Here is a 24,705-nt window from a genome sequence, read left to right as displayed (position 1 = left end):
CCTTACTTGGTGATTTCGGCGGGGGCAGCGGGTTCCTTGAACAGCCCGGCGAGTGCTCCGCTGAGCAGGTCCGGGGTGATGGTGAGATTCCCGATGTTCGGGAGGCTACCGGCGGCGTCCTTGAGCGCGAGGGCCAGCAAAGTGGCTTGTTCCATCCCGCGGTACACCTCCATCGTGGCCGCTTCGCGGGCTGCGGCAGCTTCGCCAACCAGACGGATCTGGTTCGCTTCGGCGGCCGCTCCGATGCCCTTTCGCTCGGCTGATCCTTGGGCTTCGATGAGTCCGGCTGCGGCCTTTTCTTCGGCGGCGCGGCGGGCGTTGGCGCCCTCTTGCGCCACCAGGTTCTCGCGGCGGACGGCCAGTTCGATCTGGCTCGCCATCTCGTTCTCGGAGATAGTGCGTTCACGTTCGACGGCGACCGCTCGCCTTTCGTAAACCGCCCGGTCCGCTTCGGCCTGGAGTTGTTCGCGCACCGGGGTCTGCAGGGCGCGTTCGACGTCGGATTCGGGGCGAACCGCGAGGACCTGGACACCGAGGATCTCGATACCTGTGGATTGGAGCCGTGCATCGGCCCGCAGTGCGTCGGTGAGCACCAGGCGGAGTTGGCTGACTCCGCGTTCCAGGGCTTCGGCGAGCGTAGTGGTGGCGATCTGGTCGATCGCGTGGCTCTGGCAGAGCTGGCCGATGATCGTCGAAACTTGCTCGCGTCCGGTGGCCGGCGCCTTGCCTGCGGTCTGCAGCCCGAAGTCGAGGCGGGTGGAAACAGCCACGGGGTCGATGAAGCGGTAGGTCACGTTTGCCTGGACACTGACGTCCTGGTGGTCGCGGGTGATGGCGTGGAAAAGAGTGGGGAGCTCCTGATCGTCCACAGGAACCTCGCTGAGTACTGAGTTGGCGGGGCGGAAGAAGAACGCCTGGCCCACGCCTTGGTGCTTGACTGCACCCTTCTGCAGGTGCACGACGTAGCCGGTGGGGCTGCCAAGGAAGTGGCTGATCCAGGGGTAGCGCTTGATGGTTGCCATGTTGTTCTCTCCTTCATTTCTTCTCGTCAACTTGACGATAAATCGACTGTAGGGCCGGCGCAGCATTATTGTCAACATGACGATAATTACCTACGATTGATGCATGCCTCAATTCCACCCGGCGCCCCAGCGCTTCCCGGTGACCGTCGACGTCGTCGCCCTCACCGTGCGCGATGGCGTGCTGAACGCCCTGCTGATCACCCGACTCATCGAGCCATATCGCGGCAAACTGGCGCTTCCCGGTGGCTTCGTTCTGGCGGGGGAGGACTTGCTGGAAGCGGCGGGCCGGGAGCTCGCGGAGGAGACCGGCGTCGAGCATCTGCCCGGGCACCTTGAGCAATTGGGGAGTTATGGTCCGAAAGGGCGCGACCCCCGCGGTGACATCCTGACCGTCGCCCACCTGCTGCTTGCGCCCGACTTTCCCGTTTTGGCGGCGGGCAGCGACGCCGAACATGCCGCCTGGTATCCGGTTCGGGACATCCAGGATGGCACGCTTGAGCTCGCTTTCGACCATGCACAGATCCTCGAAGACGCGTTGGAGCGGGCCAAGTCGAAGCTGGAATATTCACCCCTCGGAGCGGCCTTCTGCGGCGAGGAGTTCACCATCGCCCAGCTTCGCGCCGTCTATGAGGCGGTCTGGGGTACGCGCCTGGACCCGCGGAATTTCCATCGGAAGGCAACAGGGACGCCCGGATTCCTAGAGGACACCGGTCGAATGACAACGGGCGACGCCGGCCGTCCCGCCGCGCTGTTCAGGCTCGCCCCGGCGGCGCGTCCGACGGCGGGTCAGCCCACCCGGGCGGTTCTCAATCCGCCGCTGATGCGCCCAAGGGAATCATGATAGCCAAGCCCCTCCAACGTCGTCCCCGCGGGGCGCGTCTCTCGGGAATAGCTTATTTTTCATCCAAAAGAAGCTATGTGCTTATACGTATGCGCACCTTGGCGCGGCAGAGGATCTCAAGCGGAAGCCAAAGACGCTCAAACCCGGGCCGGCTCGACTGCGGCCATCGCCCGGGTGACCTGAGCCAGTACGTCCTCGGGCATACCGTGCGCATCCACCACTACGAAGTCATTGAATTCCGAGAGCGATCGGTATGCCGCCCGGAAAGCCTCCAGGTCGGCGAGGGATTCCTTGTCGGTGCCGCGCGCCAGGACCCGCTCGTGGGCAACCCGCGGATCGACGTCGAAGTGGAACATGAGGTCCGGAGCGGGAAGCTTCCCCAGCAGCCACGGAATCAAACGGCCGCGACCCAATCCGTTGGCCTGGCGCAACGCGAGTTGGCAGTGGAGGTGGCGGTCCATCACCACCAGCCCGTCGAACTTTCGAGCGGCAGACGAGGCGCGGGCGTGATTTACCAGCACGTTGAAAACTCGAATGAAGGTCTCAACAAAATCGGCAAACCAAGGCTGCAGATGCCAGCCGAATCTTTCGGAAAGAAGCGACAAATGCCTGCGGCCGGCGTGGTTGCTGAGTAGCACGGCGTCGCGTCCGGCGGCGCGGGCCGAGTCGACCAAGGCGCGGGCCGCCGTCGTCTTTCCTGAACCGTCAATTCCCGTCAGAACAATGAGCATGAGGCCTCCCCTCGTTTCCTGTCCAACGAAACGAGGGGAGGGATTGTCCCGCGATGCGGCGCAGATCACCCCATGGGCCGCCATTGGAACTGAGGTAGCTGGCGGCTCAGGAACGCATTGATGCCGATCTCCATGTCCGGGTTGGCAGGCATCGCAGCCCAGGCAGCGGCCCATTCCTGGTCCACGACCGGTTCACCCGCTGACCCCTCACAATCCACCAGCCGCTTCATCGCGTGCATGGAGAAACGGGATCGGCTGCGCAGCGCGTTGATCAGTGCTGCGCACTTCTCTTCAAAGGACTCAGAGGGAACGACGTCGGCCACCAGGCCAAGCGCTTTGGCTTCAGTGGCGCTGAACGTCTGTCCCGTGAGGAGGATGTACTTTGCGTTGGCGTGGCCCACCAAACGGACAAGCCGTTCCAAGCCGGGACGGGGATAGATGATGCCGATCTTCGCCGGGGTCAGCCCAATGACGGCGCGTTCGTTGGCGATGACGAAGTCGCACGCTGCTGCAATCTGCCAGCCGCCACCCATGCACGCGCCGTCCACCAAGGCCACCGTCGGCTTCGCCACGGAAGCAATGGCGGAATCGGCCAGGCTGAGATGGTCCACCGTGGAGCCGTCGGGTTGTGGGTCGGTGAGGACGGAGGAGAGCTCGCTGATGGACGCGCCGGCGCAAAACGTGTCCCCGGCACCGCGCAACACGATTACTGAGACATCAGGATCGGCGTCCAAGCGAGGCATGATTTCCTGGAACTCCAGGCACATGGCTTTAGTCAGGGCGTTGCGTTGGGCAAGGTTGGAGATCTCCACTGTCGCCACGCCGTCGGCAACTGAAACGGACAAACGTCCGGTGCGCACTTCGGAAACGATGCTCATGACAGTGTTCCTGCTTCTACGGAAGCCCGGAATGCCGGCCCGCACACAACGCGACCTTCTCGCTCAAGCCGGGACACGTCGTCGTGCGTCATTCCACGTTCCAACAGAACCTCCGCTGTGTGCTCGCCAAGAAGCGGCGGCGGCGTATGGATTTCGCTCGCCTCGCCGTCCAGGCTCAGCGGCCCGCGCAGGAGGGGGAGTTCGGAACCGTCCCGTCGCTGGCGGCGCTGAACGAGCTTCAACGCGGCCACTTGCTCAGTAGCCAGCGCCTGCGTGTAGTTGAAGATGGGCCCGCAAGGGATACCGGCTTGGCTGATCAGCGGAACCCACTCGGAAGCGGGCCTGGTGGCAAGCGAGGACTCAATGAGTTCTGTCAGCTGATCACGGTTGGCCGAACGATCCGCGCCGGTGGCGAACCGAGGATCCTCCAGCGCGGAGGGAACGCCGATCAGCGTGCAGAACGCCCGCCATTGCTTGTCGCTTCCCACGGCGATGTTGATGGATTCCGTGGCGGTGGCAAACGTGCCGTAAGGCGCGATGACGGGGTGGTTGTTGCCTTGCGGGGTGGCTGCTTCACCAAGGCTAAGGGCTTTCTGGCCCTGGAATGCGGACAGATTCAGTGCGGTTTCCAGCAGTGAGGTGGACACCCGGCCGGGACGTTCACCGTTCCGGGCGCCGAGCAGCGCGGAGACGATGCCGAACGCACAAACCATCCCGGAAGTGATGTCCACGATCGGAAGACCCACACGATATGGTTCCCCGGGACCGGGCCCTGTGACGGACATCAGCCCCGACATTCCCTGAATGACCTGGTCCAGCCCCGCGTCGTCCTTGAGGGGCCCGGTGTTCCCGAACCCGCTGACGGAACCCAGCACCAGGCCAGGGTTGAGTTCCTCCAGTCGCGCGGCAGTGAAGCCCATCTTGTCCAGGGTCCCGGGTTTGAAGTTCTCCACCAGGACATCGGCATCGGCGATCAAGCCGGCGAGGATGTCGCGACCCTCGGCAGAATAGAAGTCCAGGCACACAGATGCCTTGTTGCGATTGACGGAGTCGAAATAGAGGCTGTGGCCGTCCTGGAATGGCGGCCATTGCCGGGCGGTGTCACCGCCGTTGACGCTTTCCACCTTGATGATCCTGGCGCCCATGTCAGCCAGGAGTGCCGTGCAATAGGGCCCGGCGAGAGCCCGGCTGAGGTCGATCACGGTGATCCCGCGGAGTGGTTTGAGCATGGTTGTGTACCTAACGTTGGAGCGGATTCAGAGGCTGGAGGGCAATACCAGGGCACCCACCAGAAGGAGCGGGCCGACCACCACCATGGACAGACCCCACCGGGTGAGGAGGGCGGTGATGCGGGGACGTTCGTCGGCGTCGACTGTGGCTACGAACGTGGCGCCGACAGTGGAGAACGGTGAAACGTCCACGATGGATGAACACACACCCAGCGCCGCGATGACCGCCCACCCGGCGATGTCACCGGAGGCCACCAGTGGCAAGGCAAGCGGCACAAGGGCCGCGAGCATGCCGGTGGTGGAAGCGAACGCGGACACGAGGCCGCCGATCGCGCAGATCACCAGCGCGGCCAGGAGCGGGGTTCCGACGGCGCCGGCTGCTTCGCCGAGCAGGGTGACCGCTCCCATGGTCTGAAGCACTCCGACGAACGTGATGATCCCGCCCACCAGCAGGACCGTGGACCAGTCGATCTTGGCCACGGCCGACTTGCCGGACTGCGGATCGCACAAGGTGAGGACCGAGGCGAAAGCGAAACACAGAACGCCGATGTCCGGGCTGGCGCCGAGCGCGGACATCAGGATGACGGTGATGACCAAACCCGCCATGCAGAGCACAGTGATGACCTGGTTGCGGTTGAGTTGAGGGCCCGACGCCGGTGCCTCCGTGCGCGGTCCATCCAGGACCTGGATGGTTTGTTGCACCGCTTGCTTGCCCCGCGCGATGTTGCCGTCGCGCTCAAAGGGGTGTGACGGCGTCGGGCGTTCTTTGCTGAAGCGTGGCACGGCTGTGCCAAAACCGTCCGTGGTACGGGTGTTGAGCAGCTTGAAGCCGCCGAAGAGGACGTAGGCGGCAGCTACGAGAGCCAGGTTGGTGCCAAGTGCCACGGTGAAGAGAACCAACGGATCGAGGTCGATCCCCGCTGCCCGCGCCGTGCCATAGGTAACGATTCCGAACAAACTGGTGGGGGCGAATCCTCCAGCGCTGAGGCCCGAGCCGATGGCGATCCCCATGAGCATGCGGTCGATGCCGTACCGTTTGGCCAGCGGCATCCCAATGGGCGCCATGACCAGTCCGGCCAGGGGCGACCCCATGGCAGAGATTCCAATGGTCAGCGCGAAGAAGGCCAGCGGCAGGAAGAATGCCCGGTCACCGACTTTGGCAATGGCCCGCTCAATGATCACGTCGATGGTCCCGTTCGCTTGGGCGATCGCGAAGAAATAGGTGACGCCTACCAGCAGGACCAGGATTCCGATGGGGAATCCCGCTACTACCTTGTCGATGGTCATCCCTGCCATCCACACGCCCACACCCGCTGCCGCTGCAAACATGAGCACTCCGATGTGCACTTTGCGCAGGGTAGCCAGGACGAACACGCCCACAAAGATGGCGAGAGCCGCAATTTGCAATTCCATAGCCCGTTCTCCAATCAAACTTCTTCGGTTCACTGGATGAACCAACGGTTCATTTTGGGAAGTCGCCTGTAATGTAGAGGACAGGGAAAAGGCCGTCAAGCGGGAGAGTGGATGAGTACGCAGAGTGTGGTCACGGCAATCCGGGTGCTTGAAGCGGTCTCCGACAACCAGCCGGCGGGTTTGTCCGAACTCAGCCGGGAAGTGGATGTTCCCAAGGCCACGGTTCTCCGGGTTCTGAGGACACTGGGGGAGCTGGGCTGGGTCTCGCAGTCCGAAGCCCAAGCCGGCAAATGGGTCCTGACCAATCACGCGTTCGCTGTTGCCAGCCGTGGAAGCAGCGGATCTGTTATCCGCGACGCCGCCATGGGCCCACTCAACGCGCTGCAGCTGGACACCACCGAAACAGTCCACCTGGCGGTGCCGGACCGCCGCTATATGCTCATCATCGAGCGCCTGGACACGCCGCACGTCCTCCGGGCTTTCCTGCCGCTGGGCTCGCGTCTGCCCATGCACGCCTCCTCGACCGGCATGGCGTACCTGTCAGCCGCCGATGAAGCTTTCGTCGAGGAATACCTGGCTGGTCCGCTTGAAGCACTGACACCGCAAACGGTCGTGGACCCGGCCAAGCTCCGGGCGATGATCGGAGACACGCGGGCCCGAGGGTATTCCATCAACGAGCAGGGGCTCAGCACTGGCATCACCTCGATCGGTGTTCCGCTTCTGGGGCCCGGCGGCGTGGCGGCGGGATCGATCTCCATTTCGGGGCCCTCAAGCAGGATTGTTCCCACCAAGTACCAGGAGTACGGCGAGGCTGCAGCAGGAACCGCCCGGGAGATCAGTCGTGCTCTGGGAGCTTCTTCATCAAAAGGTTACTAAGTTTCCTGACCAACTACTGCGCTGGAAGTCATTGCACGCCTATCATGATGCTGTGAACGTGCTTCTGCCGGGCAATTGTTCGTTTGAACTCTTTTCCGGGAGGGTACGTAAGCGATAAGGAGATGAATTTCTCCGATCGGTGCCCGTTGGCATGGGTGGCGCTCCTCCGGGGGTACCAGCGGACGCCTTCCTGAATAGACAAACATTTATTGAAGGGATGCGTAGCTCAATGAACACACTCCTGATAATCGCTGGCGTAATTGCGATCATCTTGCTTCTCGTCGGTGGATTTAACCAAGCCCTCAGTTTCCTGCTGTGGGTAGGAATTATCCTGCTGGTACTGGCTCTCATTGGATGGGTGCTGGGCCGGGGCCGGTCTCGCGTATGACAACTGATCCAAGCGAAGTTGCCGGCTACGCCCAGGTTCGCGACGGAACAACTACGCCCGGGCGCCCCCTTCCCAGGGACCCGGACGTGCCCGGAACCGGTGGGCAGGTGCCGGTCAGCGACGGTCCCGAGGAAGCTCCAGAGGATGCCGTTGATGCCGGACCCAGTGAATCAGCAAATCCGCCGGGACCGGCAGAGGAAAAGGATGAGAAAACCGCGGATAATCGCGGTTTGACCACCGAAACCAATCCCACGGACTGACAGTGGGCTTTTGCGGCCGCGGGCGGAAGAAATTCCGGCTGCGGCCGCACTCGTAATCAGTGACTGCGGCGGGGTGCAGCCAACTCAGCGATTGAGGTTGATATGCGGTTCGGTTCAATCATCGGGATTCTGGCAGTGGTGTGGCTGGTTATTGGTGCGGTAGCTGCGGGCCAGCGGGGTTACTACAGCGACCCGCCCGCGCAATGCTCGCAGTTTGCAACCATTGCGCTCAACATCGTCGCGGGTCCACTGAATTACACCGGCCTGAATCCCCAAGGCGGGTGTGAGATTCCGAAGCCGTCATGACCCGAAGCTGGAAGCTTCTGGCAGCAACCCTGGCCGCCTTGGTCTTCGTGGGCGGACTGCTTTCCGGGTGCGCCCAAAGCCCTTCAGCGGACTCCCTTAAAGGCCCTGCCAAGGAAGCCGCCTCCGCTGTTCGCGCCGCTTCCCTGGCGGTGGACCTCAGGCTCCAGGAACGCGCGACGGCGGCAGCGGCGACTACCACTGCGGACGACATGCTCAAGGGCATGCAATCCGCCACCGATCAGCTGGAACATTTCGGCGCGAAAACGCAGGATGAACAGTCGCTGCGGGACAGCATGCTGGCCTGCTTCTCCGCCATTTCACGGTCTCTCCTCCACGCCAGGGACGCCCTAGCCGCACCCACATCAACACCTGACGGCGGAACGGACCTCGCAGGAAGTGTCCAGCTCCCGGCGGTCCAGGGTGAACTCCGAACGGCTTCTGAACAACTTGACGCCCTCATGACCAAGGCCGGCATCCAGTGAAACGGCTCCTCGGTGTTGCACTCGGCATCCTGACGGCGATCGGGGGCTTTGTCGACATCGGGGATCTTGTGACCAACGCCGTCGTTGGCTCCCGCTTTGGACTCTCGCTGGCTTGGGTAGTTGTGGTTGGCGTGGTGGGCATTTGCCTCTTCGCCAATATGTCGGGACGGGTCGCCGCCGTCTCTGGGCGGGCCACCTTCGAGGTGATTCGCGAGCGCATGGGACCGCGGGCGGGCCTTGCCAATCTCACCGCATCCTTCCTGATCAACCTCATGACTGTCACTGCGGAGATCGGCGGAATTGCCCTGGCCCTCCAGCTGGCCAGCGGCGTTTCCTACATGCTGTGGGTTCCGTTCGCCTTGATCGCGGTATGGCTGGTGATATGGCGGGTGAAGTTCAGCATCATGGAAAACGTGACAGGGCTTGTAGGCCTGTCCCTGGTGGTCTTCGCCGTAGCGCTCTTCCTCCTCAAGCCGGACTGGGGTTCGCTCGCCTCCCAGGCGCTGAACCCCTCAATCCCCTCGGAGGAGGGTTCCGGCGTGTACTGGTACTACGCGATCGCCCTGTTTGGAGCGGCCATGACGCCCTACGAAGTGTTCTTCTTCTCCTCCGGTGCCGTGGAGGAACGCTGGAAGGTCAAGGACTTGGTGCAATCACGGATCAACGTCCTGTTGGGCTTCCCGCTGGGAGGTTTCCTGTCCCTCGCCATCGCGGCGTGCGCCGCCGTCGTCCTCCTGCCGGCCGGCATCAGCGTGACGACGCTGTCGCAGGTCGCGCTGCCAGTCATCCAGGCGGGCGGGCAACTGGCGTTGGCTGTCCTGATCCTCGGCGTTGTCGCCGCGACTTTCGGTGCTGCGTTGGAAACGACCCTGTCCAGCGGGTACACGCTGGCCCAGTTCTTCGGTTGGTCCTGGGGTAAGTTCCGGCGCCCGGCGGAGGCGGCCCGCTTCCACGTGGCCATGATCGTGGTCCTGCTGGCGGGTGTCGCTGTCCTGGCCACCGGTGTGGACCCTATCCTGGTCACCGAATATTCCGTGGTGTTTTCCGCGATCGCGTTGCCGCTGACCTACCTGCCCATCCTGATCGTGGCGAACGATCCCCAGTACATGGGCAAGCACGTCAACGGCCGGGCTGTGAACATTGTGGCCTTCATTTACCTGGTCATCATCCTGGTGGCCTCTGTGGCGGCCATCCCCCTCATGATTGCGACGGGAGCAGGGGCATGAGCAAAGCGAAGCCGATTCCGGCTCAGGACATCAAGCCCGCGCCGCGCCCGGCCGGCTTGGTGCTGGATGCCCAGCTGCACTTGCTGGACCGGCAAATACTGGACGTCGACGGCGTACCCGTCACCACGGTTGACGATGTGGAGTTGAGCGGCCCCGCACCTGATGAACCCATCCCCGAAGGAGCCGAGGCTCCCCACATCACGGGATTGCTGACGGGGCCGGTCCTGGGCACGCGGATCTTTGGCGGCAGGCCGCCGTCGAGCAGGTTCATCAGGATCCCGTGGGACATGGTGGCTGGCGTGGACACGGTGGTTTCGCTGGGAGTCCGAGCCAATTCACTCGATGCCTCCTGGGTTGAGCGGTGGATGCGGGACCAGGTCATCGCGAAAATTCCAGGAGGCCGGCATGATCCTGAATGACATTCTGGGCAGGGACGTCATGGACAGCAATGGCGAACGGTTGGGTGAGGTGTCGGACGTCAGGTTCGCCCTGGACGATGCACCGGCGCAGCTCTTGAGCCGTGCCCGGATGGTGGGCATCGTGGTGAGTCCCCGGACGGCGACGTCGTTCCTCGGGTATGAGCGGCAGGACCTGTCCCAGCCTTGGCCCGTGGCACAGCTGCTGCGATGGCGGCATCGGGGATCGTTCCTGGTGTTGTGGGAGGACATCGCCGTGATGGGTCCCGACGGTGTGACGCTGCGGCCGGCATTCACGGCGTATGAATCCACGCTGCCAAGGTAGTCGCTGTTTGCAAATGCTAAGTTTGCTGATTAGTTTGGTAGTAGGGCATGGACATGCCACAGAACGCCCTTAGGGGTTCGAAGAGTTCCATATACACGTTCACCGCTTTTGGAAAGGACAGGTCGCATGGACAAGCAGAACGCCACACCGGAAGAGGAAGTGGGCGGCTACGGCACCCCCACCGCGGAGCAGGAAGCCGGCGGCGGCCAAGCGCAGCCCCGGGTGGAGGAAGACCTCTCCGAAGCCGGACTCAGCCAGGACAGCCCCGACGGCGAAACGTTCGCCACCGGTGCGCCGAACCTCAGCCACTTGGACCCCGAAGACTCGGACAGCTCAGGGGAGCCGGGCGCTGGGCGCTTCGGCGGGACTGAAGAACAGTCGCACGCCGAGCAGTCCTTGCAGCCGGACGGCAACGACGATGACTTGCCGGACGGCAGCGGCAACGACCTCCCCCAAGAGGAGTCTCCGAATGACGATGACGAAGAAGATTTCGACGCCGGCTAAAAACTCCAGCTGGCGCGCTTAAGCAGGCGCGCCTCCGGTTAAGCAGCCAGCCGGCTGGCGTGCCACTGGCACCACCCGCAATAAAGCACCCGAGACACGATCGAAGGAGCAAAACCTATGGCCACCGTAAACAAGTCAATTGAAGTAGACGTCCCCGTATCCGTCGCCTACAACCAATGGACGCAGTTCGAGACGTTCCCCGAGTTCATGAACGGGGTGGACGCTGTTGAGCAGATCGACGAAACGGGCCTCCACTTCTCAACCAACGTGGGCGGGGTAAAGCGCGAGTACAACGCGCAAATCGTGGAACAGGTCCCGGACACCTTGGTCAGCTGGGCCAGCGTGGACGGCCCCCGCAACGGCGGCACGGTGAGCTTCGAGTCGCTCGAACCTGCCAGGACCCGGGTCTCGGTCGAGATCGTGTGGGAGCCGGAGAGCCTCACTGAAAAGGCTGGTTCGGCCCTTGGGGTGGACAGCCTGCGTGTTGGCGCGGACCTGGACAAGTTCAAGAAGTTCATTGAGGCCCAGGGTCACGAAACCGGTGCCTGGCGCGGGACGGTGTCTGGTGGCGACGTGGATGACACAGGCGAAGGAACGCTGGATTCCACCCGCCCCCGCTCGGTAGGCATCTAGCGCGGCGCTGCGGACTCGTTCACACTGGTAACAGCACCAAATAGATAGCTCCAACGAGGGCCGGCCACTGATACGGGCCGGCCCTCGCGGCATATCCGGGAGCTGAAACGGCAGAGGAGCACGGAGTACATGGCAACGGCCAGCAACATCGAGACTGAGCGGAAATTCGACGCCGATGAGTCCACGCCGCTCCCAGACCTGGAGTCCATCGAGGGCGTCGGGAGAGTCGGTGAGCCCGCGGTCCATCACCTGGAGGCCGTCTACTTCGACACCAGCCGTCTGGCCCTGGCCGCCCGCGGGATCACGCTGCGCCGCCGCACCGGCGGTACCGATGCTGGCTGGCACCTGAAACTTCCGCATAGCCCGGGCAACAGGACGGAAGTCCAGGCCCCACTGGGCTCCGTGGATTCCGTTCCCGACGAACTCCTGGAACGCGTCCTTGCCTACACCCGGGGTCGGCCATTGGCGGCGATCGCCACATTGAAAACCGAACGCACCAGCTTCGCCCTCTACGGTGACGACGGCGAACGCCTTGCCGATTTCGTCGACGACCACGTGATAGCCCACGTAGTCATCGATGGGCCGCGTGAGTCCCGCTGGCGCGAGTGGGAGCTCGAACTGGCGGCGACGGACGGGCAGGACAATGCCTTGCTGGACGCCCTCGCCGGACAGTTGGCGGACGCCGGAGCGAAGCCCAGCAAGCGTGCCTCCAAGTTGGCCACGGCTCTGGGAGATTCATGGCGAGCGCCCCGGGAAGCGGCAAGGCAATCCTCCAGCGGCAAGGCCCCGGCGGCGACTCCGGTACTGGAGTACCTGGACGCACAAATAGCAGACCTGCTCCTCCAAGACGCCCACGTCCGGCAGGACCGGGACGACGCCGTGCATCAAATGCGCTCCCTGATCCGACGCATCCGTTCCGTGCTGCACACCTACCGAAAGCTCTTTGATCCCGCGGCCGTGGAAGGGCTTGAATCTGAACTGAAGTCCTTGGCCGAAACGCTGGGCCGCTACCGGGATGCGGAGGTCCTGCACGAACGGCTTCGCGCGTCCCTGGACGAGTTACCGGCGAAGCTGGTGCTGGGTCCCGTGCATGACGAACTCGACCAGCGCATGCAGGTCAGGTTGGACACGGCGTTGTCGGCCATCCGGGAGCGATTGGACAGTGCCCGTTACTACAAGCTGCTGGAACAGCTCGAGGAGTTCACCCAAGCCCCACCCACCACCCTCAAGGGGAGCCGTCCGGCCGGCAAAACGACCGCCAAGCTCGTCAACAAGGCCGCCCAACGGCTCGGCAAACGCCATGACGCAGCGGTGGGTGCCGCCGTCGGGCCTCAACGCGACAAGGCCTTCCATGAGGTCCGGAAGGCAGCCAAGAAGCTGCGTTTCGCCGCCGCGGCTGTAGGAAGCGTGCACGGCAAGCGCGCCGGCAGGATTGAGGACGCAGCCCACAAGGTGCAGTCGATCCTGGGCGAGCACCAGGACAGTGCCATGGCCCGCGAAGAGCTGCTGAAACTGGGCTCGGCGTCGGACGTCGGGAACGCGGCGTTCACCTACGGGGTGCTTCACGCGCAGGAGCGCAGTGCCGCAGATGCGACAGAGCTCCAGTACCTGCAGAGTGGCAAGAAATCGCGAAAACTACGACTCAAGCCCTGACACAGCATTGCCCCTAGTTGCCCGCGGCAACCAGACGTAAACTGGCCTTCGGTTCATACAGCGTCTGCTTGGAGATCTCATGCTTTGGAAGGTCCTTGTCCGGTTCCTGCGGCCGCATCAGCGGCTGTTGATTGCCGTCGTCGTCTTCCAGCTGGCGCAGTCCATCGCCTCCCTGTACCTGCCCACGCTCAACGCGGACATCATCGATAACGGTGTGGCCGCCGGCGATACCGACTACATCCTGCGCATGGGCGGCCTCATGCTGCTGATTACCCTGCTGCAGATAGCGTGTGCCGTCGTGGCTGTGTACTTCGGCGCGAAAGCGGCCATGGGCATGGGTCGCGACGTCCGCGACGCGATCTTCAGCCGGGTCGGCGAGTTTTCCGAGCAGGAGGTCACCAGGTTCGGGGCGCCGTCCCTGATCACACGCTCCACCAACGACGTCCAGCAGATCCAGCAGCTGGTCCTCATGTCCTGCACCCTGATGGTCGCGGCCCCCATGCTCAGCATCGGCGGGGTGATCATGGCCGTGCGACAGGACGCGCAACTGTCCTGGCTGATTGCGGTCTGCGTCCCGGTGCTGCTGGTGGCGGTCGGCCTGATCGTGACCCGGATGGTGCCGCTGTTCCGCAAGATGCAGGTGAGGATCGACGCCGTCAACCGGGTCTTGCGCGAGCAGCTCACCGGTATTCGGGTGGTCCGGGCGTTCGTGCGCGAAGACATGGAGACAGCCCGTTTCGGTAAAGCGAACGACGACGTCACTGACGTAGCGCTGCGGGCGGGCCGTTTGATGTCGCTCATGTTCCCTGTGGTCATGCTGGTCATGAACGTCTCCAGTGTGGCGGTGATCTGGTTCGGGTCCTTCAGGATCGAGGACGGGTCCATGCAAGTGGGCACCCTGATCGCGTTCCTGAGCTACCTGATGCAGATCCTCATGTCCGTCATGATGGCCACGTTCATGGCCGTGATGATTCCCCGGGCGTCCGTCTCCGCCGACCGGATCGGTGAGGTGCTCGATACCCCCTCAAGCGTCCAGCCGCCGTCGAACCCGGTAGCCGCCGGTATCCGCCGGGGCGAACTGGCCATGCACGACGTCGGATTCGCCTACCCGGGTGCCGAGCAACCTGTACTGAGCGGTGTCACTTTCACCGCCGCCGCAGGGCAGACCACAGCGATCATCGGCAGCACCGGTGCCGGTAAAACCACTCTGGTGAACCTCATGCCGCGCCTTTTCGATGCCACCAGCGGATCCGTGCGAATGGATGGCGTGGACGTCCGCGACCTGCACCCAGACAAATTATGGGGCCACATCGGCCTGGTGCCGCAACGGCCATACCTGTTCTCCGGAACGGTCCGCAGCAACCTCCAATACGGCAAACCCGACGCTACCGAGGAAGAGATGTGGCAGGCACTGTCCGTGGCCCAGGCGCGGGACTTCGTCGAAGAAATGGAAGGTGGCCTCGACGCGGCCATCTCCCAGGGCGGCACAAACGTCTCGGGCGGGCAGCGCCAGCGGCTCGCGATTGCCCGGGCCCTGGTGAAGCAGCCGGAACTGTACATTTTTGATGATTCGTTCTCCTCGCTGGACACCGCAACGGACGCCCGGCTGCGGCAGGCACTCAAACGGCACACCAACGGAGCCACCCTGGTGATCATCGCCCAGCGCGTGTCCAGCATCGCCGACGCGGACCAGATCCTGGTGCTCGACGACGGCAGGATCGTGGGGCAGGGAACGCACGATGAGTTGCTGGAGTCCTCCGAAACCTACCGCGAAATCGTGTCGTCCCAGCTGGCATCGGAGGAAGCAGCATGAGCACGGCCACCCGGGGACCCCAACGGCCCGCCATGGGTCCAGGACGCGGCGGACCCTTCGCCGGGATGAATGTCCCGGCCGAGAAAGCATCCAACTTCGGCGCCTCCGCCCGGCGCCTGCTGGGCACCCTCCATCCGGAGCGGTTCTGGCTGACCATGGTCCTGGTGTTCGCCGTGGTCAGCGTCGCGCTGTCCGTGATCGGGCCCCGGCTGCTTGGCGAAGGCACTAACCAGATCTTTGCCGGCGTCGTCTCCAAACAGCTGCCCGCAGGAGTCACCAAAGCCGAGGTGATCGACAGGCTCCGCGCCTCAGGCGAGGGCAGCAAAGCCGACATGCTCAGCGCTATGACCCTCACTCCCGGCGTCGGAATCGACTTCGGCGCGCTGTCCTCCGTGCTGCTCTGGGCGCTGGCCCTGTATGTCCTGGCCTCAGCGTTCGGTTGGATGCAGGCGTACGTCCTCAACGGCGTCGTCCAGCGCACCGTCTACCGGCTGCGTGAGCGGATAGAAGCCAAAATCCACCGGCTGCCGCTCCGGTACTTCGACTCCATCCAGCGCGGCGAGCTACTCAGCCGGGTGACCAATGATGTGGACAACATCTCCCAAAGCCTGCAGCAATCCATCAGCCAGGTAGTATCGTCCCTGCTCACCGTGTTGGGCGTGCTGGTGATGATGTTCATCCTCTCGCCACTGCTGGCACTGATCGCCCTGGTGACCATCCCCCTGACCCTGGGCATCACCATGCTGATCGCCAAACGGTCCCAGAAAATGTTCGTGGCCCAGTGGAAAAACACCGGCGAACTCAACGGCCAGATCGAGGAAACCTACACCGGCCACGCGTTGGTGAAGGTGTTCGGGCGGCAGAACGAGGTCCAGGAGAAGTTCCGCGCGAAGAACGCGGAGCTGTACCAGGCCAGCTTCGGGGCGCAGTTCGTGAGTGGGCTGATCATGCCGGCCATGACATTCATCGGCAACCTCGTCTATGTGGGTATCGCCGTGGTGGGAGGCCTGCAGGTCGCCTCCGGTGCCATGCAACTGGGCGATGTGCAGGCGTTCATCCAGTACTCGCGGCAGTTCACCATGCCGCTGGCCCAGCTCGGATCCATGGCCAACATGCTCCAATCCGGGGTCGCATCCGCCGAACGCGTCTTCAACCTGCTCGATGAGGAGGAAGAGTCCGAAGAGCCGATGGCCAGCGCAACCGGTCCCTCCCGCGGCCGGCTCGTGTTCGAGAACGTGTCCTTCCGCTACTCGCCGGACAAGCCGCTGATCACGGACCTCAGCCTGGTCGCCGAGCCCGGGCAGAGCATTGCGATCGTTGGGCCCACGGGTGCCGGCAAGACAACGCTGGTGAACCTCATGATGCGGTTCTACGACCTCGACGGCGGCCGGATCACCTTGGACGGCGTGGACATCGCGTCCCTGTCACGGCAGGAACTGCGCTCGCGGATGGGCATGGTGCTGCAGGATACGTGGCTGTTTGGCGGGACCATCCGGGACAACATCGCCTACGGGCGGCCCACAGCTTCCGAATCCGAGATTGTTGAAGCCGCACAGGCAACCTATGTCGACCGCTTCGTGCGGTCGCTCCCGGAAGGTTACGACACCCTGCTCGACGACGAGGGCGGCAATGTGTCGGCAGGTGAGAAGCAGTTGCTGACCATCGCGCGTGCTTTCCTTTCCCGTCCGTCCGTGCTGATCCTGGATGAAGCGACCAGCTCCGTTGATACGCGGACCGAGGTGTTGGTGCAGAAAGCCATGAACGCTCTGCGCTCGGACCGGACCAGCTTCGTGATCGCGCACCGGCTCTCCACCATCCGGGACGCCGACCTCATTCTGGTCATGGAGGCCGGGCAGATTGTGGAACAGGGGACGCACTCGGAGCTGTTGGCCGCCGGGGGAGCGTACTCCAGGCTGTACGAGGCACAATTCGCAGCGCCGGCCGCCGAAGTGTAGGAGCTCCAGTGTCCACGGCCCACGTCCAAGAGCGGCACGGAACGCCCTGGGTTCGACGGGCAATTGTCCAGGTCCTTCAATGGTGCGTGCTGTGCTCCCTAGGGCAGGCGTGACGGTCGAAGCACGTTGGCATCTCCGGCCTTGGTGGGATCCAGGGGCACCGGGCTAACCAGTACCGCGGGCCCTCGATGAAGCAGGCCACCCGAGATGACCTGGCATCGCATGCCGCCGCGGCCCCGCATCGCTTTGTGGGCGCCGGGAGCCAACATTTGGTCCATCCATGCGCACGGGTGGGCTGGGCGACCCGCCTTCAACCGCACCGCATCGTCCCCGGACTCCAGGGTGAATTCGTGGCCGAGCAAGGGCGCCAGCTCGGCACCCCTGAGCACAACATTGCGGCGCGTCAGCAACGGGTCAAAAGGCCCGGCGTCGAGTTCGTCCGCGATTGCCTCCAACGCCTCGACAGAGAAGAGCGTGACTGCTGCGTCCATGTGGGCGGCCTTGCCGAAGAACCTGTCCCCAACAATTCCCTTCCCGGTGACCAGTTCCGCGTGGTGGGCATCCGTGGTGGGGACATCCGCAGCCCCCTCCCGGGCACGACCAAAGTAGGCATGCGCCGGCGACACCAATAGGTGCAGAACCTCGACGTCGTACCTGTATTCAGTGGCCATCCCTTAACGCTAGCCGACTGACCAACGCATCAACGATGGGCAGCTGCCCTTTGACCAGCTTGGTCCGGGCCGTGGCTTCATCAAACCAACGTGCGTCATCAATCTCGGGGTATTCCTTGATGGCCCCTGAGCCTTTTGGCCACTCCATGGGGAAGGTGTTGCTGACAATTGTGTCCGGCTGAAATTCCCTGGCTTCGGCGGCGAAAGCAGTGATGAGTTTGCCGGAGGGCTGCCGGAAAACCCCCAACAATTCGTAGTCCACGGATGGGGGAGGGGAGCCAATTTCCTCCAGAAATTCCCGTTTCGCTGCGTCCAGGGCGTCTTCATCGTCAGTGAATTCGCCCTTGGGAATGGACCACGCGTGCTGGTCTTTCCGTGACCAGAATGGGCCGCCCATGTGGGCTATCCATAGTTCCAACGGACCAGATGGAGGCTGCCGGTAAAGAATTATTCCTGCGCTGCGAATTGCCATGTTTTCCTTCGAACCACCCAGGACGTCCAAGGTCAGGAACCGAGCCTACCGGATGCGTTGGCCCTCGGGGATTGCCGCGTCAACGCCCGTCTGCCCGGAGCTGCTGGATCACCCTGCCGTAGTCCGCTACGCCCACCTCTTTTCCGGCGTGGCCCTCGCCCCGGAAGAGGTCCTCCTCGAAGCCGAAAAGGAACATGCTCATCCCGCACTCCGCGGCGTACTCGGGCGCCAGCCGCAACTGATCGGCAAGGCTGTGGGAGAGCGGCGACCCCCCGGTGAACGGCGCATCTGGAGGGCCGGGATTTTCACCAACCAACCCGAGCCCGGAGCGCCTCGCCAATGCAGTGGTGTATCTGTGGGACGACCATTCAGAGACGTCATCCTGGACCACCCTGGTTTGGTCCTCCGGGCGACAGCGGTCCTGCGGCGGATCGGCGGCCCCCGCCACCACATCAGAGACGTCGTCCAAACCAGTGAAGTCAATAGCCAGTCCGGGCAACGCTGCCAAAACCGCGAACTGCGCAACGTAATCAAGGCCGCGTTCCAGGGCACCATCCGGGTTGGCGCGGCCATCGAGGCGTCCCTCCACCGCTTTCCCGACGTCGGCAGGCAAGGCGCCCCGGCCGGCCACCGGAACGTGAACCAGCCCTTGGTAGCCGAGCTTCCGCAACTCGCCCACCTGCCAAACCACCGCATCCACAGCTGATCCCGTGTACCAGTCCCACCAGTTCCGGACCTGCTCAGGCGTTACCAATCGTCCGTTCCACGATCGGGAGCCCGGAACCCAACCTGGCATGGGCGACCGTGCCGCGCCTTCGGCCAGTCCGATCCCGTGTTGGGGAGCGTCGCCAAAGGCCCAATACTCGCGTTCATTTCCGCCATCCTCGGGTCCCGGATATCCCAGCTCACCGCTGGCATCCGTACCAACCCTTATGGCCGTGAAGTGCTCCAGCCCGAGATCCGATGCGACGCGGGCCAGGTATTTTTGGGCGGCATCCCGGGTTGCGGCGCTGAAGATCAGCTCCGCTCCGCCGTGGCGGGCTACGCCTCCGGAGCTGCCCTTCAGGACACCTCCAGTCAACCGCCGGACCCAGTTCGGCGCATAGTGAAGGCCAGGAGACAGGACCACTCCCATCCCGGCCTGGCGGCACGCGTCCAACCGTGCCTGCACCTCAGCGACGTAGCGTGAATCCACCCGGCCTTCCACTGGCTCGTAGCGATCCCAAGCCAGTGGCAGCTCCACTACGGTAACTCCAACCGTCCGAAGCGCGGCCAGACGGTCCGGGGAACAGCTGGAGCCCAGGACGCCGAAAGCCATCGGGGCCGCACTGACACGGCTCGTTCCGGCAGAGCAGCCGGCGCCCGATCCGAGGATTACCAGTGCCAGGACCGCGATGAGGACCACGCGGCTCACGGGTAACCCCCGGTCACCGGTGGCAGCGTCATTCCGCCCGCCACAGCGGCGTCCAGCTTGTCGTGATCCAGTTTCCACACCACCGTGTTCCCGGACGTTGGCCCGGAGAAGGTGAAGACGGGCTGGGCATTCTTCTCTAGCCAGTCCAGGAATGCAGGTGATGCGTAGCCGTAGCCTTCGCCCAGTTGCCTGCCCTGCGTCAGGACATACTCCGCGTTCCGGTCATGCAGTGACTGCAAGGACGGCAAAACCTCCCAGCCCTCGTGCGGCAAAAGTGCGAACTCACCCGTGACGGACGTCAGCCCTACTATCGCGGACGCAGGCAGCTCCGTGTTCATGAAGGCTCGCGCACGGACCAGCCCGTCGTCAACCACCGACCTTGCCTGAACACCCAAAAACAGGCCCAGGCCTGTCATGAGGATGACGACGGCGGTTACGGCACCCCGCAGGCGGGGTCGCCACGTCACCACCATGACCGTGGCTACAGGCGTTGAAACCAAAGCCGCCAGCACCACGCAATAGCCGAACTGTTCCTCGGCGGCACCGAAAAACACGGAGTAGACGCCCACCAGGCCGGTGATTAATGAGAACAAACCAATGATGCGTCGTTCCACCAGAGGGGAGGCCGCGGCCAGCACGCCGGCCACGATGGAAAGTCCCAGGAGCACGTAGCTTGTGCCGAAGCGCCCCAACAGAACCATCAGCCGATCCAGCAGCCCGACGCCAGGGACGGCATTGAAGCCGGTCATTTGCACCACGCCGGCCATTCTCAGGACACCCACGGACTTTTGTTCCAGGAACTGGGGGAGCAAACCACCCGTAGTGATCAAGCTCAGATAGATGAGGTACGGAACCACGGAACAACCCACAATCCGCAGTGCAGCCAGCGGAGGAACCGTTCGCCGCCAGAGCACACCGGCCAGCAATGGGACCACCGTGAAAATCGCCGTCATGTCTTTCATGACGATCGCCAAACCAAAAACCAGTCCTGCTGCTATTTCGAGCCACAGCCTGGTGTGTCCGCGTTCCCGCTTGAGCAGCAGCAGGACCAGGAGCCAACCGGACAGGACCGCCAGGCCAGTGGGCGTCTCCATCATCAACCGCCCGTCCATGCGGAGCACGAAGGGGTCGCTGGCCAGGATGATGCCGGCCACGGTGGCGGGCCCCAGCCCTACCAGACGGCGGACCAGCATGAAGCAGACAACAACGGTGGCCACACCCAGGAAGGCGTTGAACCAGCGCAGTTGAAGTGCCAGGTCCATGGGATGCCCATCGAGGCCCATGATCCGGATAACCAAGGCATTGAGTGCGTAGGAGCCGGGCGGATGAAGGAAAAAGGGAGACCCGGACGTTGAAGGAACCTGTCCAGCCGCCAGTTGCCTGGCCAGATCGGCGTATGTCACCTCGTCGATGAAGACGTCGTTGGCCCGCTCGACTCCTGTCACCCGGAACACCAGGGCGAGCAAACCCACTAGCCCGGCAAACCACACAGGCTGCCGGGCGAGCTTCGAGGTCCAGGACTCCTTCCGGATCCGGACCCGCAGCATGGGTGTCCCGGATTGGTCCTGTGCGTTCGTGGGATGCCCGGGAGTTATTGTGCTCGAGGTCAGCATGTAGGGGCTTGGGTGTTCCCGATGTGCGGTGTCTTGGCTTCGGCGGAGGACAGCTCACCCGGGGCTGCGTAGTGCAAAACCGGTCCGGGCTCAGCGGTGCCGCTGCGGCTTTTCATTGGATGAGTCTCCGATCTAACGTCCATGTCTTTCTGCATCAAGGCATGTGTCCTGTCACTTTGTTAGTGCGGGCAAACGAGTGATCGTGACGCGGCCGGAGTCGCCCCGGAATGCAGCGCCAGAGGTAGTGCGACGTCCCGCCGTTATCCAATTGATGTAGTAGTGCCGATTTTGCTGGCCCATTTCGCTTCCGACAGGACCCTGCCTAATCGATAATCGAGGAGTTGCACGTTCCTCGGGGGTGGAACGTCACGGCGGCCTCGGGCAATTGCCGGAGGCATTTCTGGGCGCATCAGCAGGAGGACACAGCTATGGCATTGTCAGTGAAGCTCCTTCCACATGGGGGAAGAAAAGCAATGGGATTGGCCGTCATTGCGGCGGTAGGTTTATCGATGTTCACGGGTATGGGCCCCTCAAGTGCCGCGGATACCACGCCGATGGCTGATGATCCCGGGCCGGTGGGCAGTTTTGCGTGGAAGGGATTCAACTGGCAAAAGCGTTTTTGGGGTGGGGCGCCCATGTACAACGCCAGCTGGGACGCCAACAATGTGAGCAATCCTGACGCCAACGGGTACGTCAAACTCTCCATCACCAATCCCACCGGGTCCGCTCCCAAGGGGGCGGAGTTCCAGTCCACCCGTGAAGGATTTGGCTATGGCACCTACAGCACCACGGTGGAAAAGGACGTCAGCGCCCTGCAGAAGGAAGTTGTATGGGGTTGTCTGTTCACGTACGACCCCGCAGCGGAACCCGGGTACACCGAAATCGATCTATGCGAAGCGTCGGCGTGGGGTGGCGGAGCGGCTTACGGCGAGAACTGGCCGGTAACGCAGGGGCATGGCTACTGGTTCGATGCCACCAAGCATCCAGGGCAGGGCAATAACACTGTCACCTTCGATGTCACCAACGCTCCGATTCTCACCCACAGGATGGTGTGGGAGCCGGGCAAGCTGACTTTCGAGACGTTTGCAGGGGAGGGCTACACCGGACCGCTGCTGAAGAGGACCGTCCTCCAGGGATCCACGGTTCCGGTTCCCGCCAAGGAACAGATCCATTTCAACCTTTGGGTGACCGGGGGTGGCGGTGGAAACGCCGCAGCTGTTGCTCCGGAATCCGTCACCATCCGCGATTTCTCCTTTGTCCCGGGCATCCCGCTGACAGCCCCGACTCCCACGGTGACCGGTACGGCAGCGGTGGGTTCAACGTTGACGGCCGCGCCGGGAACGTGGACCACAGGCACCGCATTGACGTATCAGTGGTACAGGAATGGAGTGGCGATTGCAGGCGGCACCAACGCAACCCGCGTCCTGGCTGCGGCAGACCAAGGCACCAAATTGACTGTCCGGGTCACCGGAACCAAAGCCGGGTACGCAACAACAACCAAGGAGTCCGCGCCAACGGCAACAGTTGTCGCAGGCACCCTGGTGGCACCGGTTCCCACCATCACTGGGACGTTGACCGTGGGCTCCACACTGACAGCCAATACGGGCACCTGGACCTCAGGAACCACCCTGACGTACCAGTGGTATCGGTCAGGGGTGGCGATTTCGGGGGCAACGGCTAAAACCTACACGCTGGTGAGCGCTGACCAGGCCGACACGATGAGTGTGAAGGTCACCGGCACCAACCCTGGTTACACCACGGCGGCCAAAACATCCGCCAGCACAGCGGTTGTGGCCTGAGTCTTAAAACAACGGGCCCGCAGTTGTGTCGCGCTGGGGGGAAAGCGACACACCTGCGGGCCTGTTGGGCTTTGGGGAGAAGCGGCTAGGCCTTCTTCTCGGCACGGACTGGGACGATCCTCTTGATGGCGAGGCCCAGGGCGAGCATTGCGAAGGCAGCCAGGGCGAACCAGAACAGATCGCCTGCGCCTGTCATGGCGAGCGTTCCTGAGCCTGTGGCACCTACGAATGCGCCTGCTGCGGGTCCTGCTGGGTTGTTGTACATCAGTGATTACCAAACTTTCTTGCGGTTGAGGGCTGCATCCAGGTAGGCCTTGGCGTGCACGGCCTGGAGGAAGATATCGATGACGGTTTCGTACATGGTGGCGGCCAGCAGCATGTACCTCCAGCCGCGGAAACGCAGTGTGACGATGCGTTCCAGGACGAAGATGCCGGTGACTGCGATCCAGAATGGCTGGAGGTTCAGGCCCATTCCGGTGGTCAAAGCAAAAATGATGGAGCCGAAGTAGGCGATGGTTACTACGACGCCGATCATGGACAGGAACTGCCGGCCCCAGTAAGCGCGCGTTACCTTGGTCCAGCCGTACTGCACGCAGTTCTCCACAGCGCCCCGCTTCCAGCGGAGCCGTTGCGCCCAGAGTTCACGCCAGGTGGGCATGACCTCGGTGACCAGGGTGCAATTGGAGGGCGAAGCGATGCGGTACCCGAGGGTCAGCAGGGCGAAGGAAAGCTCGTTGTCTTCGGTGAGGACGGAGGTGTCGTAGACGCCGCCCTTGCCGTTTCCGGGAGGCAAGGTGCCCGCCAAACGGGCTGCGACCACATCGCGCAACGTCTTGACCCTGAACAGTGCGGCCGTTCCGGTCACCACCAGGCATTTGCCGTGGAGGCGCTTGACGTCCCTTGCGTAGCGGGCGTACTCGTTGCGCTGCAGGTGGCCCACAAAACCGCCGCCGGGACCACCGCTGAACACGCCACCAACGGCGCCGAGCAGATCGTCCTTGAGCAGGTTGGCGGTGGCGTTCTCGATGAAGTCCAGGGCCAGCTGGGAGTCGGCGTCCTGGACCAGGACCAAGTCTTCGGGGTCGGCGTCCGGAAGCAATTGGCTGAGTGCGAAGTTCAAGGCACCGGCCTTCTTGTCCTTGTTACCGACGGTTGGCAGGACCTCAACGCCCTGGGCAAGTGCCAAAGCCTCGGTGTCATCGGTGCAGTTATCGGCGACCACGATGATGCGGTCCGGGCGGCGGGTTTGGTTCTTCAGAGATACCAGCGTCTCGGTGATTCCGGCAGATTCGTTGTGGGCCGGGACCAGGACTGTTACTACTCCGCCGGCGGCACGGTGGGATCCGCGCGGTGAGGCATCCGTGTCCGGTGCGTCTGCACGAACCGTGATTTCCGTGAGCATTGTGATCCCTCCGTTCGTTTGTTGAAGCGTTGACTCACTTAGAGTTCCAACGCCAACGCAAGAAATACGCAGGCAAAGCGTCAAGGAAAACTCAAGGTTTGCTCAGGACTTCCAGACGGACTTAAACGCAAGAGGACGACGCCGGCAATTACCGGCGTCGTCCTCTTGCGTTTGGTTTGGGCTGCTTAGCGGCTCAAGGCGACCGTGAAGGTTTTCGGTCCGCTGAGCGTCACTGCGATGCCGCAGTTTTCGGCGGCGGCGCGGTGTGAGAGGGACTGGATGGCGGCATCGATGGTGTGGTCGATGGCCGACTTGTCCCAGATTTTCAGCGTGATGGAGTCAGTATGTGTCGTCATTGTCAGTACTTTCACTCAGGCCGTTAT

Annotated in this window: 27 protein-coding genes; 14 read left to right on the top strand and 13 right to left on the bottom strand. The window is 63.2% G+C overall.

Annotated features, from left to right (window positions below; all coding sequences use genetic code 11):
* Positions 1-2: 2 nt before the first annotated feature.
* Positions 3-1,022 (bottom strand): SPFH domain-containing protein, encoded by a 1,020-nt coding sequence (locus ACNQOP_RS12510; protein WP_416404637.1) that lies wholly within the window; start codon positions 1,020-1,022, stop codon positions 3-5.
* 103 nt (positions 1,023-1,125) lie between these two features.
* On the opposite strand from ACNQOP_RS12510, the gene ACNQOP_RS12505 reads away from it, so the two are divergent.
* On the top strand, positions 1,126-1,863 hold the full coding sequence (locus ACNQOP_RS12505) for an NUDIX hydrolase (protein ID WP_416404636.1): 738 nt from the start codon (positions 1,126-1,128) through the stop codon (positions 1,861-1,863).
* A gap of 137 nt (positions 1,864-2,000) precedes the next feature.
* Here ACNQOP_RS12505 and ACNQOP_RS12500 read toward each other — a convergent pair whose 3' ends face one another.
* From ACNQOP_RS12500 to ACNQOP_RS12485, 4 genes are all read right to left on the bottom strand, one after another.
* The gene (locus ACNQOP_RS12500; protein ID WP_416404635.1) at positions 2,001-2,594 is read right to left on the bottom strand and encodes a dTMP kinase; all 594 of its coding nucleotides are present in this window, start codon (positions 2,592-2,594) and stop codon (positions 2,001-2,003) included.
* A gap of 65 nt (positions 2,595-2,659) precedes the next feature.
* Complete coding sequence (locus ACNQOP_RS12495; protein ID WP_416404634.1) at positions 2,660-3,472, bottom strand: enoyl-CoA hydratase/isomerase family protein; 813 nt, start codon at positions 3,470-3,472, stop codon at positions 2,660-2,662.
* A complete protein-coding gene (locus ACNQOP_RS12490) occupies positions 3,469-4,701 on the bottom strand; it encodes a CaiB/BaiF CoA transferase family protein (RefSeq protein ID WP_416404633.1) in 1,233 nt (410 codons plus the stop codon). Before ACNQOP_RS12490 ends, ACNQOP_RS12495 begins: the two co-directional genes overlap by 4 nt.
* 27 nt (positions 4,702-4,728) lie before the next feature.
* Positions 4,729-6,114, bottom strand: coding sequence for an SLC13 family permease (locus tag ACNQOP_RS12485; RefSeq protein ID WP_416404632.1), 1,386 nt, complete (start codon positions 6,112-6,114; stop codon positions 4,729-4,731).
* A 111-nt stretch (positions 6,115-6,225) separates the two neighbouring features.
* On the opposite strand from ACNQOP_RS12485, the gene ACNQOP_RS12480 reads away from it, so the two are divergent.
* From ACNQOP_RS12480 to ACNQOP_RS12425, 12 genes are all read left to right on the top strand, one after another.
* On the top strand, positions 6,226-6,990 hold the full coding sequence (locus tag ACNQOP_RS12480; protein WP_257369624.1) for an IclR family transcriptional regulator: 765 nt from the start codon (positions 6,226-6,228) through the stop codon (positions 6,988-6,990).
* Positions 6,991-7,374: 384 nt separating this feature from the next.
* Positions 7,375-7,638: a hypothetical protein gene (locus tag ACNQOP_RS12475; RefSeq protein WP_235517603.1), complete on the top strand. Its 264-nt coding sequence runs from the start codon at positions 7,375-7,377 to the stop codon at positions 7,636-7,638.
* 102 nt (positions 7,639-7,740) lie between these two features.
* A complete protein-coding gene (locus ACNQOP_RS12470) occupies positions 7,741-7,944 on the top strand; it encodes a hypothetical protein (RefSeq protein ID WP_416404631.1) in 204 nt (67 codons plus the stop codon).
* Positions 7,941-8,426, top strand: a complete 486-nt coding sequence (locus ACNQOP_RS12465) for a hypothetical protein (protein ID WP_416404630.1) — start codon at positions 7,941-7,943, stop codon at positions 8,424-8,426. The genes ACNQOP_RS12470 and ACNQOP_RS12465 overlap by 4 nt, the downstream gene beginning before the upstream one ends.
* Positions 8,423-9,652: an Nramp family divalent metal transporter gene (locus ACNQOP_RS12460; RefSeq protein ID WP_416404629.1), complete on the top strand. Its 1,230-nt coding sequence runs from the start codon at positions 8,423-8,425 to the stop codon at positions 9,650-9,652. The genes ACNQOP_RS12465 and ACNQOP_RS12460 overlap by 4 nt, the downstream gene beginning before the upstream one ends.
* The gene (locus tag ACNQOP_RS12455; RefSeq protein ID WP_309994155.1) at positions 9,649-10,071 is read left to right on the top strand and encodes a hypothetical protein; all 423 of its coding nucleotides are present in this window, start codon (positions 9,649-9,651) and stop codon (positions 10,069-10,071) included. The genes ACNQOP_RS12460 and ACNQOP_RS12455 overlap by 4 nt, the downstream gene beginning before the upstream one ends.
* The gene (locus ACNQOP_RS12450; RefSeq protein WP_416404628.1) at positions 10,058-10,393 is read left to right on the top strand and encodes a PRC-barrel domain-containing protein; all 336 of its coding nucleotides are present in this window, start codon (positions 10,058-10,060) and stop codon (positions 10,391-10,393) included. Before ACNQOP_RS12455 ends, ACNQOP_RS12450 begins: the two co-directional genes overlap by 14 nt.
* A 126-nt stretch (positions 10,394-10,519) precedes the next feature.
* Positions 10,520-10,897: a hypothetical protein gene (locus tag ACNQOP_RS12445; protein WP_257369629.1), complete on the top strand. Its 378-nt coding sequence runs from the start codon at positions 10,520-10,522 to the stop codon at positions 10,895-10,897.
* A gap of 117 nt (positions 10,898-11,014) precedes the next feature.
* Positions 11,015-11,530 carry an SRPBCC family protein gene (locus ACNQOP_RS12440; RefSeq protein WP_416404627.1) on the top strand — a complete coding sequence of 172 codons (516 nt, stop codon included), beginning with the start codon at positions 11,015-11,017 and terminating at the stop codon, positions 11,528-11,530.
* Between the two features lie 129 nt (positions 11,531-11,659).
* A complete protein-coding gene (locus ACNQOP_RS12435; RefSeq protein ID WP_416404626.1) occupies positions 11,660-13,183 on the top strand; it encodes a CHAD domain-containing protein in 1,524 nt (507 codons plus the stop codon).
* Positions 13,184-13,262: 79 nt separating this feature from the next.
* Positions 13,263-14,996: an ABC transporter ATP-binding protein gene (locus ACNQOP_RS12430; RefSeq protein WP_416404625.1), complete on the top strand. Its 1,734-nt coding sequence runs from the start codon at positions 13,263-13,265 to the stop codon at positions 14,994-14,996.
* Entirely contained in the window at positions 14,993-16,951 is a 1,959-nt protein-coding gene (locus tag ACNQOP_RS12425; protein ID WP_416404624.1) for an ABC transporter ATP-binding protein, read from the top strand. The genes ACNQOP_RS12430 and ACNQOP_RS12425 overlap by 4 nt, the downstream gene beginning before the upstream one ends.
* A 98-nt stretch (positions 16,952-17,049) precedes the next feature.
* Here ACNQOP_RS12425 and ACNQOP_RS12420 read toward each other — a convergent pair whose 3' ends face one another.
* The 5 genes from ACNQOP_RS12420 to ACNQOP_RS12400 all read right to left on the bottom strand — a co-directional run bounded on the left by ACNQOP_RS12420 (position 17,050) and on the right by ACNQOP_RS12400 (position 21,237).
* Complete coding sequence (locus ACNQOP_RS12420; RefSeq protein WP_416404623.1) at positions 17,050-17,622, bottom strand: MOSC domain-containing protein; 573 nt, start codon at positions 17,620-17,622, stop codon at positions 17,050-17,052.
* Complete coding sequence (locus ACNQOP_RS12415) at positions 17,612-18,094, bottom strand: NUDIX domain-containing protein (RefSeq protein ID WP_416404622.1); 483 nt, start codon at positions 18,092-18,094, stop codon at positions 17,612-17,614. The genes ACNQOP_RS12420 and ACNQOP_RS12415 overlap by 11 nt, the downstream gene beginning before the upstream one ends.
* 79 nt (positions 18,095-18,173) lie before the next feature.
* The gene (locus ACNQOP_RS12410; protein WP_416404621.1) at positions 18,174-19,508 is read right to left on the bottom strand and encodes a hypothetical protein; all 1,335 of its coding nucleotides are present in this window, start codon (positions 19,506-19,508) and stop codon (positions 18,174-18,176) included.
* A complete protein-coding gene (locus tag ACNQOP_RS12405; RefSeq protein ID WP_416404620.1) occupies positions 19,505-21,121 on the bottom strand; it encodes an ArnT family glycosyltransferase in 1,617 nt (538 codons plus the stop codon). The genes ACNQOP_RS12410 and ACNQOP_RS12405 overlap by 4 nt, the downstream gene beginning before the upstream one ends.
* Positions 21,115-21,237, bottom strand: coding sequence for a hypothetical protein (locus ACNQOP_RS12400; RefSeq protein WP_416404619.1), 123 nt, complete (start codon positions 21,235-21,237; stop codon positions 21,115-21,117). Before ACNQOP_RS12400 ends, ACNQOP_RS12405 begins: the two co-directional genes overlap by 7 nt.
* 393 nt (positions 21,238-21,630) lie before the next feature.
* Here ACNQOP_RS12400 and ACNQOP_RS12395 point away from each other — a divergent pair, with 393 nt between their 5' ends.
* Entirely contained in the window at positions 21,631-22,920 is a 1,290-nt protein-coding gene (locus tag ACNQOP_RS12395) for a hypothetical protein (RefSeq protein ID WP_416404618.1), read from the top strand.
* Positions 22,921-23,005: 85 nt separating this feature from the next.
* Here the strand turns inward: ACNQOP_RS12395 and ACNQOP_RS12390 are convergent, their stop codons facing one another.
* From ACNQOP_RS12390 to ACNQOP_RS12380, 3 genes are all read right to left on the bottom strand, one after another.
* Positions 23,006-23,185 carry a hypothetical protein gene (locus ACNQOP_RS12390; protein WP_211713326.1) on the bottom strand — a complete coding sequence of 60 codons (180 nt, stop codon included), beginning with the start codon at positions 23,183-23,185 and terminating at the stop codon, positions 23,006-23,008.
* Between the two features lie 6 nt (positions 23,186-23,191).
* A complete protein-coding gene (locus tag ACNQOP_RS12385) occupies positions 23,192-24,322 on the bottom strand; it encodes a glycosyltransferase (protein WP_416404617.1) in 1,131 nt (376 codons plus the stop codon).
* Positions 24,323-24,507: 185 nt separating this feature from the next.
* Positions 24,508-24,678 (bottom strand): hypothetical protein, encoded by a 171-nt coding sequence (locus tag ACNQOP_RS12380; RefSeq protein WP_186313584.1) that lies wholly within the window; start codon positions 24,676-24,678, stop codon positions 24,508-24,510.
* Positions 24,679-24,705: the final 27 nt, after the last annotated feature.

The sequence above is a fragment of the Arthrobacter sp. LFS091 genome (genome assembly GCF_047977885.1).
GTDB lineage: Bacteria > Actinomycetota > Actinomycetes > Actinomycetales > Micrococcaceae > Arthrobacter.
Note: the sequence above shows the minus strand (reverse complement) of the source record. Positions and strands in the feature narration are given on the sequence as shown.